Genomic DNA, 12944 nt, shown 5'->3' on the forward strand with positions numbered 1-12944 from the left:
AACCGAGTACATGATTGTAGGGGGCCGACCCGCGCCAGGCACGCCGGCAGAAGCCCGAAGCCTGAATTCAGCTGACGGCTTCCCTGAAATTTTTTCCAAACCTCCGCGCCCGTCCACCATGCCCAACCGCACCGTTTTCTTCATCTCCGACGGCACCGGCATCACCGCCGAGACCTTTGGCAACGCCATCCTGGCGCAGTTCGAGACCGAGGTGCGGCGGGTGCGCCTGCCGTTTCTGGACAGTGTGGACAAGGCCCACCAGGCGGTTCGCCAGATCAACCACACGGCCGAGGTCGAGGGCCGACGCCCGCTGGTCTTCGCCACCGTGGTCAACATGGAGGTGCTGGCGGTGGTGAAGGCGCACTGCACCGGCATGATGCTCGACATGTTCGGCACCTTCGTGGAGCCGCTGGAAGACGAGCTGGGCATCAAGTCCAACCACCGCGTCGGGCGCTTCTCGGACGCGTCCAAGAGCAAGGAATACAACGACCGCATCGAGGCGATCAACTTTTCGCTCATGCACGACGACGGACAGAGCCACAGCGATCTGGCGGGCTCGGACGTGATCCTGGTCGGTGTGAGCCGCAGCGGCAAGACCCCCACCTCGCTCTACCTAGCCATGCAGCACGGCCTGAAGGCGTCGAACTACCCGCTGATCCCGGAAGACTTTGACCGCCGCAAGCTGCCCCCGGCCCTGGTGCCGCACCGCAAGAAGATCTTCGGCCTCACGATCGCACCGGAACGCCTGAGCGAGATCCGCAACGAACGCCGCCCCAACTCGCGCTACGCGAGCCTGGAGAATTGCCGCGCGGAGGTGAACGAGGCCGAAGCCATGATGCGTCGCGAGGGCATCCGCTGGCTGTCCACCACCACCAAGTCGATCGAAGAAATCGCCACCACCATCCTGCAGGAAATCCGGCCGGAGCGGCTGGCGTACTGAGCGCTCATTCGGGGCGGGTCTGATGCATTCAGACATTACGCACGTCTGACAAAACGCACGATCACACCCTAGGGAAAGTCCCCCCTCCGCAAGGAAGCGCGTGCACGTTTGGGTAAGTGCACCGTAAGTGGTGAGTCCTACTCTGCCTTCTGTTCAAACCCACAGAAGGAGACGGTATGGAAAATGATCTGGTTCAACGGATTGCAAGCAATCCGAAATACCAGGAGCTCAAGGCCAAGCGATCCAGCTTTGGCTGGTGGCTGACGCTGGCGATGATGGTCGTGTATTACGGCTTTATCCTGCTCGTGGCCTTCAACAAAGAGTTCCTCTCTCAGAAAATCGGCACCGGCGTAATGACCATGGGCATTCCCATCGGCTTCGGCGTCATCGTGTTCACCATCGTGATCACGGCCATCTACGTCAAGCGCGCCAACACCGAGTTTGACGAGCTGTCCAATGCAGTGACCAAGGCGGTGATGAAATGAACCTCTTCAACAACCACACACGCCGCGTCCTGACGCTGCTCGCGCTGTTTGGCGTCTCATTTGCGGCCTGGTCGGCCGGCGCCGACCTCGGGCAGGCTGAAAAGCAGGCCACCAACTGGACGGCCATCACGATGTTTGCCCTGTTTGTGGTGGGCACGCTGTTCATCACCAAGTGGGCCGCGGCCAAGACGAAGAGCGCCTCCGACTTCTACACCGCGGGCGGTGGCATCACCGGCTTCCAGAACGGCCTGGCGATTGCGGGTGACTACATGTCGGCCGCCTCGTTCCTCGGTATTTCCGCGGCCGTGATGGCCAGCGGTTTTGACGGCCTGATCTACTCCATCGGCTTCCTGGTCGGCTGGCCGGTGATCACCTTCCTGATGGCCGAGCGCCTGCGCAACCTGGGCAAGTTCACCTTCGCCGACGTGGCCGCGTTCCGCTTCAACCAGACACCGGTTCGCATCTTTGCGGCCTCCGGCACGCTGGTCGTGGTGGCCTTCTACCTGATCGCCCAGATGGTCGGTGCCGGTCAGCTGATCAAGCTGCTCTTCGGTCTCGAGTACTACATCGCCGTGATCATCGTGGGCGCGCTGATGATGGTCTATGTGCTGTTCGGTGGCATGACGGCCACCACCTGGGTGCAGATCATCAAGGCCTGCCTGTTGCTGGGTGGCGCTTCCTTCATGGCCTTCATGGTGCTGTGGCACTTCGGCTTCAGCCCCGAAGCGATGTTCGCCAAGGCCGTGGAAATCAAGGCCGCCCTCGCCGGCCCCGCCAAGACCGCGGCACTGGCCGCGGCTGAAGCGGCGAGCGCCACGGCAACGACGCCGGAAGCTGCCGCCAAAGCCGCCACGGATCTGGCCACGGCCACCGCCATGGACCCCGAAAAGATCGGTTTCTCGATCATGGGCCCGGGCAACTTCGTGAAAGACCCCATCTCTGCCATCAGCTTCGGCATGGCACTGATGTTCGGCACCGCCGGCCTGCCCCACATCCTGATGCGCTTCTTCACCGTGCCCAGCGCCAAGGAAGCACGCAAGTCGGTGATGTGGGCCACAGGCTGGATCGGCTACTTCTACCTGCTGACGTTCATCATCGGCTTCGGTGCCATCACCTTCGTGCTGACCAACCCGCAGTTCCTGGACGCCAAGGGCGCCCTGCTGGGAGGCAACAACATGGCGGCGGTGCACCTGGCCAACGCCGTCGGCGGCAACGTGTTCCTGGGCTTCATCTCGGCCGTGGCATTCGCGACCATCCTCGCGGTGGTGGCGGGCCTGACGCTGTCCGGTGCCTCGGCCGTGTCGCACGACATCTACGCCACGGTGATCAAGAAGGGCAAGGCCGACAGCGCATCCGAACTGCGTGTGTCGAAGATCACCACGATCTGCCTCGGCATCGTGGCCGTGGTGCTGGGCATTGCCTTCGAGAAGCAGAACATCGCCTTCATGGTGTCGCTGGCCTTCGCGATCGCCGCCTCGGCGAACTTCCCGGTGCTGTTCATGAGCGTGCTGTGGAAAGACTGCACGACCAAGGGCGCCGTGATCGGTGGCTTCCTGGGCCTGATCTCGTCGGTGGCGCTGACCATCGTGTCGCCCTCGGTGTGGGAAGCCACGCTGGGCAACCCCAAAGGCTCGGCCTGGTTCCCCTACACCTCGCCGGCCCTGTTCTCCATGACCATCGGCTTCGTGGGCATCTGGCTGTTCTCCATGCTGGACCGCAGCGAGCGGGCCAAGATCGATCGCGCCGGCTTCCTGGCCCAGCAGGTTCGCTCGGAGACCGGCATCGGCGCTTCCGGTGCCTCGGGTCACTGACCTCCTGAGCAGCGGACCTGGTCCGCCAGAAAGCACAAAGCCGCTGGGTCGCCCCAGCGGCTTTTTTCATGCCTTCGGCCGAACGATCAGGCGGCCACGGCTTCGGCCGGCACCGGCTGGCGGATCAGGTGGTCGAAGGCGCTGAGCGCGGCCTTGGCGCCCTCGCCGGCAGCGATCACGATCTGTTTGTACGGCACGGTGGTGCAGTCACCCGCAGCGAACACGCCCGCCACATTGGTGTGGCCCTTGGCGTCCACCACGATCTCGCCGAAGCGGCTGAGCTCCACCGTACCCTTGAGGAACTCGGTGTTGGGCACCAGGCCGATCTGCACGAACACGCCTTCCAGCGGCACCAGGTGCTCTTCGTTGGTCGCGCGGTCCTTGTATTTCAGGCCGTTGACCTTGCCGTCGGCGCCGGTGATCTCGGTGGTCTGCGCGTTCACGTGGATCGTCACGTTGGGCAGGCTTTTCAGCTTGCTCACCAGCACGGCGTCGGCTTTGAGCTGGTCGGCGAACTCGACCAGGGTCACATGCTGCACGATGCCGGCCAGGTCGATGGCAGCTTCCACACCCGAGTTGCCACCGCCGATGACCGCCGTGCGCTTACCCTTGAACAGCGGGCCATCGCAATGCGGGCAATAGGCCACGCCCTTGTTCTTGTATTCCTGCTCGCCGGGCACGTTGACGTTGCGCCAGCGAGCGCCGGTGGAGAGGATCACGCTGCGTGCCTGCAGCACGCCGCCATTGGCCATCTGCACAGCCACCAGGCCGCCCGGCTCTTCAGCGGGGATGATCCTGTCGGCGCGCTGCAGGTTCATGATGTCCACCTCGTAGTGGCGCACCTGGGCTTCGAGCGCGGCGGCGAACTTGGGGCCGTCGGTCTCCAGCACCGAGATGTAGTTTTCGATCGCCATGGTGTCGTTGACCTGGCCACCGAAACGCTCGGCCGCCACACCCACGCGGATGCCCTTGCGGGCCGCATACACGGCGGCCGCAGCACCGGCCGGGCCACCGCCGACGATCAACACATCAAACGGATCCTTGGCATTGAGTTTGGCGGCTTCGCGGTCGCCCGAATGGGTGTCCAGCTTGGCGACGATTTCCTCAACCGTCATGCGGCCAGAGCCGAACACCTTGCCGTTCAGGAACACCATGGGCACGGCCATGATGCCGCGCTCGGTCACTTCCTGCTGGAAAGCGCCGCCCTCGATCACCACGGTCTTGACCTTGGGATTGAAGATCGCCATCAAGGAGAGCGCCTGCACCACGTCCGGACAGTTGTGGCAGGTCAGGGACATGTAGACCTCGAAGCTGAAGTCACCCTGAGCACCTGGATCAAGCGCCTTGATCGACTCGATCACGTCGGCCTCGACCTTGGGCGGGTGGCCGCCGGTCCACAACAGCGCGAGCACCAGCGAAGTGAACTCGTGGCCCAGCGGCAGACCAGCAAAGCGCACGCCCTGGGTTTCACCGTCACGGGCCACCACGAACGAAGGCTTGCGCGCATCGTCGCCCGACGTGTCCAGCGTGACCTTATCCGACAACGAAACGATGTCGTCCAGCAGACCACGCATCTCGGTGCCGGTGTCGCTGTCGTCCAGCGAAGCGATCAACCGGATCGGTTGGCGCAGCATGCCCAAATACTGCTGGAGCTGGGATTTCAAAGTGGCGTCAAGCATGGCGGACTCCTGAAGAAAAGAAAAAAGCTGGATGTGCGGAACCAATGCCGCTGGTGCATGAGCCACCGCTCGTGACGGAAGCCCATGAGGCAGCGGTACTGCCAGAAGAGAAAGGGAGACAACCGCAACCTCGGAGGATCGCGCTGCAGTTCACCCAGAACGCGGCGGAACTGGCTTTGCCAGGCCGCTCGCGTTGTCCCCCTGGGGGGAAGACGCGCCGCAAGGCGCGGCGCAGGGGGGTTTAGATCTTCCCGACGAGTTCCAGCGAAGGAGCGATCGTCTTCGCGCCTTCGTTCCACTTGGCCGGGCACACCTGGCCGGGGTTGGCGGCGGTGTACTGGGCGGCCTTCAGCTTGCGCAGGGTTTCCTTGACGTCGCGGGCGATTTCGTTGGAGTGGATCTCGGCGGTCTTGATGATGCCGTCGGGATTGATCACGAACGTGCCGCGCAAGGCCAGGCCTTCTTCGGGGATGTGCACGCCAAACGCGTTGGTCAGGGTGTGGGTCGGGTCGCCGACCAGGGGGAACTTGGCCTTGCCCACGGCAGGGCTGGTTTCGTGCCACACCTTGTGCGAGAAGTGCGTGTCGGTCGTGACGATGTAGACCTCGGCGCCGGCCTTCTGGAACTCGGCGTAGTTGTCGGCAGCGTCTTCCACTTCGGTCGGACAGTTGAAGGTGAAGGCGGCCGGCATGAAGATCAGGACCGACCACTTGCCCTTCAGGCTTTCGTCGGAGACTTCGATGAACTTGCCGTTGTGGAAGGCCTGGGTCTTGAAGGGCTGGACTGCAGTGTTGATCAGGGACATGGTGTTTCCTTGGTTGAGGTGGGGGAGACGGTCATCGGAAGCTGAAAAACTACTCGATGGGGCGAATCATAGATCACAGCTATCAATTGCTCGAATTGATAGTCCTTATGAAGCCGATAGCTTTTGTTGCTCTGCAGCATGGCGACGGCAGTTGCACCCACCCGACGTGACCAGGGGCACCGGGGCACACCCTGTTGGTCGGCTGCTACAAAAAAGCAGGAATGAGGTTTCTCTGGCGTTAATTTATTGCGAATCGTTCGTGTTTGCAATAGCATGAATATTCCAGCCAGCCACAGCGCCGCGCGTTGAAGCCAGCCGACAACCCGATCACCCGATGCTTCAATGTCCCAACGCCCCAAAACCCCGCGCAACGGCAGCACCCTCCCCTCCTCCACCGCACCGAGCGTGATGCTCCCCCTGGGTGCCATGCTGCTCGCCGGCTCCTTCAACGCCCTCGCCCAGACCGCGCCGAGCAGCCCCGAGACCACCCTGCCCACCGTCGTGGTGCGTGAACAGGCCATGGCCCCCGAAGGCAAAGACGCCCTTCAGGCCACCGAGACCACCATCGGCAAGGGCAAGCAGCAGCTGCGCGACATCCCGCAATCGGTGACCGTGGTGACCGAAAAGCTGATCGACGACCGCAACCTCGACACCCTGAAGGAAGCCCTCAAGAACACCGCCGGCATCACCTTCCTCGCGGCCGAAGGCGGCGAGGAAGACATCCGCCTGCGCGGCTTCGCGCTGCAGGCCACCGGCGACCTGTTCATCGACGGCATGCGCGACCCCGCGATCTACGACCGCGACACCTTCAACCTCGACCGCATGGAAGTGCTGCGCGGCTCGGCCTCGATGCTGTTCGGCCGTGGCTCCACCGGCGGCGCCGTCAATCAGGTCAGCAAGCTGCCGCGCCTGATCGACGAACACCAGGTCGATCTGACCCTGGGCAACCACAAGTACGTGCGCGCCACCGGTGACTTCAACATCAAGACCGGCGAGAGCGCCGCGCTGCGCCTGAACGCCATGGCCACCAAAGCCGACAACAACGGCAGCGGCTCCAGCCTGGACAAGAAGGGCATGGCGGTGGCCTACCGCCACGGCATCGGCGAACAGGACGAAGTCCTCGCCAGCCTCTACCACCTCGACAACAACAACGGCATCAACTACGGCATGCCGTTCATCGCACCCACCCGTGGCGCGACCAACCGCGTGCTGCTGCCGCTGGAACCCGACGCCTACTACGGCGCCGCCAGCGACCACAACAAAAGCAGCGGCACCATCGCCACGCTGGGTCACACCCACCGCTTCAGCCGCGACAGCGAGCTCAAGACGCAGGTGCGTGTGGGCCAGTTCGAGCGCGACCAGCGCTCGGGCGCCATCCGCCTGTGCACGCAGAACACCAACGCCGAAACCGGCGTGGTCACCAACCCGCAGTGCCCCACCGCCGTCAACCTGGGCAATTTCGGCGCCAACACGGTGCTGACCCGCGGCAACCACCTGAAGATTCAGGACATGGACAACGTCCATGCCCAGACCGACTTCAACACCAAGTTCGAAGGCCTGGGCTTCAAGCACGAGCTGATCGCAGGTGCCGACGTGTCGCGCGAGAAGCGCACCGTGTACGCGGCGCGCTCCGCCGCGCAAGGCGGTGTGACCATCACCAAGCCGACCACCACGGTGGGCACACCCGACGACGGCGCCTGGGTGGATGAATCCACCCGCGTGCTGCGCGTCAACAACCAGTACGTGGCACAAGGTGTTGGCGCCTATGTGCAAGACACGGTGCAGGTGGCGCCCCAGTGGAAGCTGGTGGGCGGCCTGCGCTACGACCACCTGACCGGTGACTACGACAGCTTCGGCCTGCCCAACAACGCCCCCGGCCCGGTGACCGCCGAGAGCTACCGCATGAAGGTCTCTGAAATGAGTCAGCGAGTGGGCGTGCTGTTCCAGCCCACGGCGCTGCACTCTTTCCACGCCTCGGCCGGCACCTCGTTCAACACCTCGGGTGACGCCTACTCGCTGGGCGCGTCCAACGTGGACACGCCGCCCGAGAAGAGCATCAACATGGAAATCGGTGCCAAGCTCGACTCGGCCGACAAGCGCTTCACCACGCGCCTGGCCGTGTTCCGCTCCACCAAGCTCAACGAACGCAACACCGACCCCGACCTGCCCGTCGTCACGCTCAGCGGCCGCCGCCACGTGGCCGGCTTCGAGACCGACATCTCCGGCCGCCTCACGCCCCAGTGGGAAGTGTTTGGCTCCTACATGTGGATCCCGGTGGCCCGCGTGGACAACGCGGCGCCCTGCCCCACCACGGGTGCCTGCACCCAGAGCACGCCGGGTGAACGTGTGGGCGACCGCCCTTCGCTCACGCCCGAGCACAGCGGCACGGTGTGGACCACCTACCAGCTCACGCCGAAGCTGCGCGTGGGCGCGGGCCTGAACTTCCGCAGCCAGCAGAAACCCACGCGTGTCGAGTGGAACGTGCCGTCCTACGTCACGGGTGACCTGATGGCCGAATACAAGTTCGACTTCGACCGCCTGACGCTCAAGGCCAACCTGAGCAACGTCACCAACAAGCTCTACGCCGACCAGCTCTACCCCGCGCACTACATCCCCGGTGCCGGCCGCATGCTGCAGGTGACCGCCAGCCTGAAGTTCTGACCCCGCCTCTCCGAGCGTCTCCAAACGCCGCCCCGAGCCCCCGGCCCGGGGCGGCTTTCTGACTGAAAGGGGTGCCCAACACACCCCGTCCACCCACGATGCTGATCACCCTGCCCGACATCCTCTCGCCAGACGACCTGGTCCGCGCCCGCCAGCTCTTGCTGGAGGCACCCTGGACCGACGGCCGTGACAGTGCCGGCCCGCAGGCCCGGACCGTCAAGAACAACCAGCAACTGCCGCACGACAGCCCGGCCGCACAGACCATCCGCGCGTTGGTGCTGAACGGCCTGAACCGCTCGCCGATGTTCCTCAGCGCCGCCCTGCCGCTGCGCATCTTCACGCCGCGCGTCAACCGCTACGGTGGCGAGGCCAACACCTACGGTTACCACATCGACAACGCCATCCGGCTCAAAGCCACCGGCGCCGGCGCCACCGAGCACGTGCGCACCGACGTGTCGTGCACCGTGTTCCTGAACGATCCCGACGAGTACGAAGGCGGCGAGCTGACCGTCAGCGACACCTACGGCACGCGCGGCGTCAAGCTGCCCGCCGGCCACGCCGTGCTCTACCCCGGCACCAGCCTGCACCAGGTGACGCCGGTCACGCGCGGGCACCGCGTCGCCTGCTTTTTGTGGGTGCAGAGCATGGTGCGCAGCGACGAACAGCGCCGGCTGCTCCACGAACTCGACATGAACATCCTGGCCCTGCGCCAGCAACACGGCGAAACCGACGAGACCACAGGACTCACCGGGACGTACCACAACCTGCTGCGCATGTGGGCCGAGGTGTGAAGGACCCCCACGCTCCACCGCTGCTCGGGTCGCTGCCCCCCGAGGGGGCTGGGCCCACCTTGGGGCGGCCCGGCGGCTGGCCCGATGTCCCCCACGCTCCGCCGCTGCGCGGGTCGTTGCCCCCCGAGGGGGCTGATCCGGCTGGGGGCGGCCCGGCGCCGGCTCGGCTGAACGGCAAACCCCCCTCGCCCCGCACCACCCTGCCCGAAGGCCTGGTCAGTCTGGCCGACCATGCAACGCTGGCGCACACGGCGTTGAGCCCCGAAGCCGACGCCTATTTCAACGGCGGCGCGGCCGACGAGACCACGCTGCGCGAGAACGTCGCGGCCTGGCAGCGCCTGCGCTTGCACCCGCGCGTGCTGCGCCCGCTGGCGGGCGGCCACACGCGGGTGCAACTGCTGGGGCGCACACTGGCCCACCCGGTCCTGATCGCCCCCATGGCCTACCAGCGCCTGGCGCACCCCCACGGCGAAATGGCCACGGCCTTGGCTGCGGCCGTGCTCGGCGCCGGGTTCGTGCTCAGCACCCAGGCCAGCGTGCCGCTGGAAGACGTGGCCCACACTGTGCTGGGCGAAGCGGAGCGGGGCCCGCTGTGGTTCCAGCTCTACCTTCAACCCGACCGCGCCTTCACACGGGACCTGGTGCACCGCGCCGAAGCCGCCGGCTACGAGGCACTGGTGCTCACCGTGGACGCCCCGGTGAACGGCGCGCGGGACCGCGAACGCCGTGCAGGTTTTGCGCTGCCGTCCGGGATCACCGCGATCAACCTGCAGGGCCTGCGCCCGCCCAAACCCCAGACCCTGCGGCCCGGTCAAAGCCCCTTGTTCGAAGACCTGCTCACCCACGCGCCCACCTGGGACGACGTGGCCTGGCTGCGCTCCGTCACGCGCCTGCCGCTGCTGCTCAAGGGCGTCACCCACCCGGCCGACGCGCGCCTCGCCGTGCAGACCGGGGCGCACGGTCTGATCGTCTCCAACCACGGCGGGCGCACGCTCGACACCATGCCCGCGACCGCCGAGCTGCTGCCGGCGGTGATGCAAGCGGTCGGTGGCGAGGTGCCGGTGCTGGTGGATGGCGGCATCCGGCGCGGCACCGACGTGCTCAAGGCCATGGCGCTTGGCGCAGCGGCCGTGCTGGTGGGCCGCCCCGTCATTCACGGGCTGGCCAACGCCGGCGCCACGGGGGTGGCCCACGTCATCCGCCTGCTGCGCGACGAGCTGGAGATCGCGATGGCACTCTGCGGTTGCCAGACCCTGGCCGAGGCGGCCATGTCCCTCGGGCGGCCAGCCGACAGGCACTGACACCACCAGATCTCGATGATTTTTCGGTCTTTTGAATTGAATGAGATCAATTCTCATTTATACTTTCGACATGCTTTCATTCACCGATCCCAAGGACGCCTCCATGACCAGCAGCGTGTTCATCCTCGGCGGAAGCCTGATCCTGATCCTCGCCGCCGTGTGGTGGGTCCTCCGAGCCTGAGTGCTGCGGCTCCCCATCGACCTACACTATGAACCCCGCCAGCGCCAGCCTTGCGCTCCCCCTCACCGGAGCCTCAGAAGCTTCATCCCCGACACCCCGCATGGACCGCCGCCTGTTCATCGTGATCGCCGTGGTCGGCTTTCACGTCCTGGGCCTGTGGGCCCTGCAAACCGGCCTGCTGCGCCGGGCGGTCGAGCTCGTGGTGCCGGTGGAGGTGCTGGCCGAACTGATCGAGTTGCCCCAGCCCCAGGTGACGCCGGCCCCGCCACCACCGCAGCCTCAGCGAAAACCCGTCCAGAAGCCGGTCTTGCCCCCCCAGCCGGTGCCCAAGCAGGCCCCGCAGCCGATCGCCATTGCCGACCCGGCGCCCTCCGCCTTGGCCCCCACCGGCACCACCGAACCCCAGCCACCGGCACCGCCCATGCTCGCGCCGGTCGTGGTGGCGGAACCTGCTCCACCGGCACCGCCCAAGATCGAGTTGCCATCGAGCAGCGCCGACTACCTCAACAACGCGCCACCGCCCTACCCGCCGCTGTCCAAACGACTGGGTGAACAAGGCAAGGTGATCGTGCGGGCCTTCATCGAAGTGAACGGCACCGCCAGCAAGGCAGAGATCCGCACCTCCAGCGGCTTCGAGCGGCTGGACGCCACGGCGTTGCAGACCGTTTTGAAATGGCGCTACCTGCCCGGCAAACGCGCAGGAACCCCTGAAGCGATGTGGTTCAACATTCCGATCAATTTCGTTCTTGAATAACGCGCCCTGCGCACCGTCCCCAACACCGATTTCACTGGAGTTTTCACCGTCATGGAACCGCAAAACGTCTCATCTGGCCTGGCCCACGTCTGGACCCAGGGCGACGCCGTCACCCGCACCGTCGCCATCGTCCTGCTCGCCATGTCGCTCGCCACCTGGATCATCATTCTCTGGAAAGCGCTCGACCAGCGCGCCCAGCGGCAGCAGGCCAAGGCGTGCGAAGGCTTCTGGCACAGCGCCGACTTCGCCGAAGGCATCGACAAGCTGGGCAAGGACGATGGCAATCCCTTCCGCGCCTTGGCGCTCGAAGGCCGCGAAGCCACCCGCCACATCCTGCACAAGGACGGTCAGGCCCGCCCGCAGCTGCACGACAGCTTGGACATGAGCGACTGGGTCGAGCGCTCGCTGCGCAACAGCCTGGACGACTTCACGGCCCGCGCCCAGAGCGGCCTCACGGTGCTGGCCTCCATCGCCTCGACCGCGCCGTTCGTGGGCCTGTTCGGCACCGTATGGGGCATTTACCACGCGCTGCTGGGCATCGGCGCCGCCGGCCAGGTGAGCATCGACCAGGTGGCCGGTCCGATCGGCGAGGCTTTGATCATGACGGCGCTCGGCCTGCTGGTCGCCATCCCCGCCGTGCTGGGCTACAACGCCCTGGTGCGCGGCAACAAAGGCATCACCCACCGCCTCAACCGTTTCGGCAACGACCTGCACGCCTACTTCGTGACCGGCGCCCGCGTCACCGTGGGTGGTGACGCGAAGGTGCTGCCGATGAAGAAGGCCTGACCCTTTCAGGACATCACCATGGCCATCGGAACCCAGGACGACAGCGACCAGATGCTCAGCGAGATCAACATGATCCCGTTCATCGACGTCATGCTGGTGCTGCTCATCATCTTCATCATCACCGTGCCGGTCATCAAGCACGCCGTCAACATCGACCTGCCCCGCGCCAGCAACGAGAAGGTGCTGGACAAGCCGGAAAACGTGCGCTTGTCGGTGGATGCCGACGGCGTCTACTACTGGAACGAAGCGCGGGTGGAAGACGCTGATTTCGAGCAACGCCTCGCCAGCGCCGCGGCACAGAATCCGCAGCCGGAACTGCACATTCGCGGCGACAAGGCCGTGCGCTACGAGCGCGTGGCGCTGGCCATGGCCGCCGCGCAGCGCGCCGGCGTGCGCAAGATCGGCTTCATCACCGAACCGGTGGCGCCTTGAATCCCGCTGTGTGGAACCGGCCCAGGAGGATCGACAGATGATCAACGCCACACCCAAGGAACCTGTGCCCGATACGGGCCAGGCCCAAGCCGCAGAGGGGCCCGCCGAATGCGAAAACCCGTCGCCTATTCTGCTCACCAGCCACGAGGTGCTGCGTGGCCAGAAGGCGGTGGCCATCACCCACAACGGCGCGCTCTACCGGCTGCAGACCACGCGCCAGGGCAAACTCATCCTCACCAAATAAGGCTCCCCGCGCACGCCGGTGGCCATCGACAGGAACCAACTTCTTTCATCGTGGGGCGACCCGGGGAAAGCCAT

The 12944-nt window shown here is 65.4% G+C and carries 13 protein-coding genes; 10 read left to right on the forward strand and 3 right to left on the reverse strand.

Annotated features, from left to right (window positions below; all coding sequences use genetic code 11):
• The first annotated feature begins 118 nt into the window (after nucleotides 1-118).
• The 3 genes from ppsR to IM738_RS10360 all read left to right on the forward strand — a co-directional run bounded on the left by ppsR (nucleotide 119) and on the right by IM738_RS10360 (nucleotide 3236).
• Nucleotides 119-940 (forward strand): posphoenolpyruvate synthetase regulatory kinase/phosphorylase PpsR, encoded by an 822-nt coding sequence (gene ppsR, locus IM738_RS10350; RefSeq protein ID WP_236965777.1) that lies wholly within the window; start codon nucleotides 119-121, stop codon nucleotides 938-940.
• Nucleotides 941-1116: 176 nt separating this feature from the next.
• A complete protein-coding gene (locus IM738_RS10355; protein ID WP_236965778.1) occupies nucleotides 1117-1425 on the forward strand; it encodes a DUF485 domain-containing protein in 309 nt (102 codons plus the stop codon).
• Nucleotides 1422-3236 carry a cation acetate symporter gene (locus tag IM738_RS10360; protein WP_236965779.1) on the forward strand — a complete coding sequence of 605 codons (1815 nt, stop codon included), beginning with the start codon at nucleotides 1422-1424 and terminating at the stop codon, nucleotides 3234-3236. The genes IM738_RS10355 and IM738_RS10360 overlap by 4 nt, the downstream gene beginning before the upstream one ends.
• An 86-nt stretch (nucleotides 3237-3322) precedes the next feature.
• On the opposite strand, the gene ahpF is transcribed toward IM738_RS10360, so the two are convergent.
• The 3 genes from ahpF to IM738_RS10375 form a co-directional block, all read right to left on the reverse strand.
• The gene (gene ahpF / locus IM738_RS10365) at nucleotides 3323-4915 is read right to left on the reverse strand and encodes an alkyl hydroperoxide reductase subunit F (RefSeq protein WP_236965780.1); all 1593 of its coding nucleotides are present in this window, start codon (nucleotides 4913-4915) and stop codon (nucleotides 3323-3325) included.
• A 241-nt stretch (nucleotides 4916-5156) separates the two neighbouring features.
• A complete protein-coding gene (gene ahpC, locus IM738_RS10370; RefSeq protein ID WP_236965781.1) occupies nucleotides 5157-5720 on the reverse strand; it encodes an alkyl hydroperoxide reductase subunit C in 564 nt (187 codons plus the stop codon).
• Nucleotides 5711-6100, reverse strand: coding sequence for a hypothetical protein (locus tag IM738_RS10375; protein WP_236965782.1), 390 nt, complete (start codon nucleotides 6098-6100; stop codon nucleotides 5711-5713). The genes ahpC and IM738_RS10375 overlap by 10 nt, the downstream gene beginning before the upstream one ends.
• 28 nt (nucleotides 6101-6128) lie before the next feature.
• Here IM738_RS10375 and IM738_RS10380 point away from each other — a divergent pair, with 28 nt between their 5' ends.
• The 7 genes from IM738_RS10380 to hemP all read left to right on the forward strand — a co-directional run bounded on the left by IM738_RS10380 (nucleotide 6129) and on the right by hemP (nucleotide 12870).
• Nucleotides 6129-8381 carry a TonB-dependent receptor gene (locus IM738_RS10380; protein ID WP_236966291.1) on the forward strand — a complete coding sequence of 751 codons (2253 nt, stop codon included), beginning with the start codon at nucleotides 6129-6131 and terminating at the stop codon, nucleotides 8379-8381.
• A gap of 98 nt (nucleotides 8382-8479) precedes the next feature.
• A complete protein-coding gene (locus IM738_RS10385; RefSeq protein ID WP_236965783.1) occupies nucleotides 8480-9172 on the forward strand; it encodes a Fe2+-dependent dioxygenase in 693 nt (230 codons plus the stop codon).
• A gap of 167 nt (nucleotides 9173-9339) precedes the next feature.
• A complete protein-coding gene (locus tag IM738_RS10390; RefSeq protein WP_236966292.1) occupies nucleotides 9340-10473 on the forward strand; it encodes an alpha-hydroxy acid oxidase in 1134 nt (377 codons plus the stop codon).
• 281 nt (nucleotides 10474-10754) lie between these two features.
• Nucleotides 10755-11408 carry an energy transducer TonB gene (locus IM738_RS10395; RefSeq protein ID WP_236965784.1) on the forward strand — a complete coding sequence of 218 codons (654 nt, stop codon included), beginning with the start codon at nucleotides 10755-10757 and terminating at the stop codon, nucleotides 11406-11408.
• Between the two features lie 51 nt (nucleotides 11409-11459).
• Entirely contained in the window at nucleotides 11460-12194 is a 735-nt protein-coding gene (locus IM738_RS10400) for a MotA/TolQ/ExbB proton channel family protein (RefSeq protein WP_236965785.1), read from the forward strand.
• An 18-nt stretch (nucleotides 12195-12212) separates the two neighbouring features.
• Complete coding sequence (locus IM738_RS10405) at nucleotides 12213-12626, forward strand: ExbD/TolR family protein (protein WP_236965787.1); 414 nt, start codon at nucleotides 12213-12215, stop codon at nucleotides 12624-12626.
• 37 nt (nucleotides 12627-12663) lie between these two features.
• Nucleotides 12664-12870, forward strand: a complete 207-nt coding sequence (gene hemP, locus IM738_RS10410) for a hemin uptake protein HemP (RefSeq protein WP_236965788.1) — start codon at nucleotides 12664-12666, stop codon at nucleotides 12868-12870.
• Nucleotides 12871-12944: the final 74 nt, after the last annotated feature.

The sequence above is a fragment of the Hydrogenophaga sp. SL48 genome (genome assembly GCF_021729865.1).
Taxonomy (GTDB): Bacteria; Pseudomonadota; Gammaproteobacteria; order Burkholderiales; family Burkholderiaceae_C; genus Hydrogenophaga.

Coding starts and splice junctions, on each gene's coding strand:
- ppsR (WP_236965777.1), top strand. CDS start 119: ATGCCCAACCGCACCGTTTTCTTCATCTCCGACGGCACCGGCATCACC.
- IM738_RS10355 (WP_236965778.1), top strand. CDS start 1,117: ATGGAAAATGATCTGGTTCAACGGATTGCAAGCAATCCGAAATACCAG.
- IM738_RS10360 (WP_236965779.1), top strand. CDS start 1,422: ATGAACCTCTTCAACAACCACACACGCCGCGTCCTGACGCTGCTCGCG.
- ahpF (WP_236965780.1), bottom strand. CDS start 4,915: ATGCTTGACGCCACTTTGAAATCCCAGCTCCAGCAGTATTTGGGCATG.
- ahpC (WP_236965781.1), bottom strand. CDS start 5,720: ATGTCCCTGATCAACACTGCAGTCCAGCCCTTCAAGACCCAGGCCTTC.
- IM738_RS10380 (WP_236966291.1), top strand. CDS start 6,129: ATGCTCCCCCTGGGTGCCATGCTGCTCGCCGGCTCCTTCAACGCCCTC.
- IM738_RS10385 (WP_236965783.1), top strand. CDS start 8,480: ATGCTGATCACCCTGCCCGACATCCTCTCGCCAGACGACCTGGTCCGC.
- IM738_RS10395 (WP_236965784.1), top strand. CDS start 10,755: ATGGACCGCCGCCTGTTCATCGTGATCGCCGTGGTCGGCTTTCACGTC.
- IM738_RS10400 (WP_236965785.1), top strand. CDS start 11,460: ATGGAACCGCAAAACGTCTCATCTGGCCTGGCCCACGTCTGGACCCAG.
- IM738_RS10405 (WP_236965787.1), top strand. CDS start 12,213: ATGGCCATCGGAACCCAGGACGACAGCGACCAGATGCTCAGCGAGATC.
- hemP (WP_236965788.1), top strand. CDS start 12,664: ATGATCAACGCCACACCCAAGGAACCTGTGCCCGATACGGGCCAGGCC.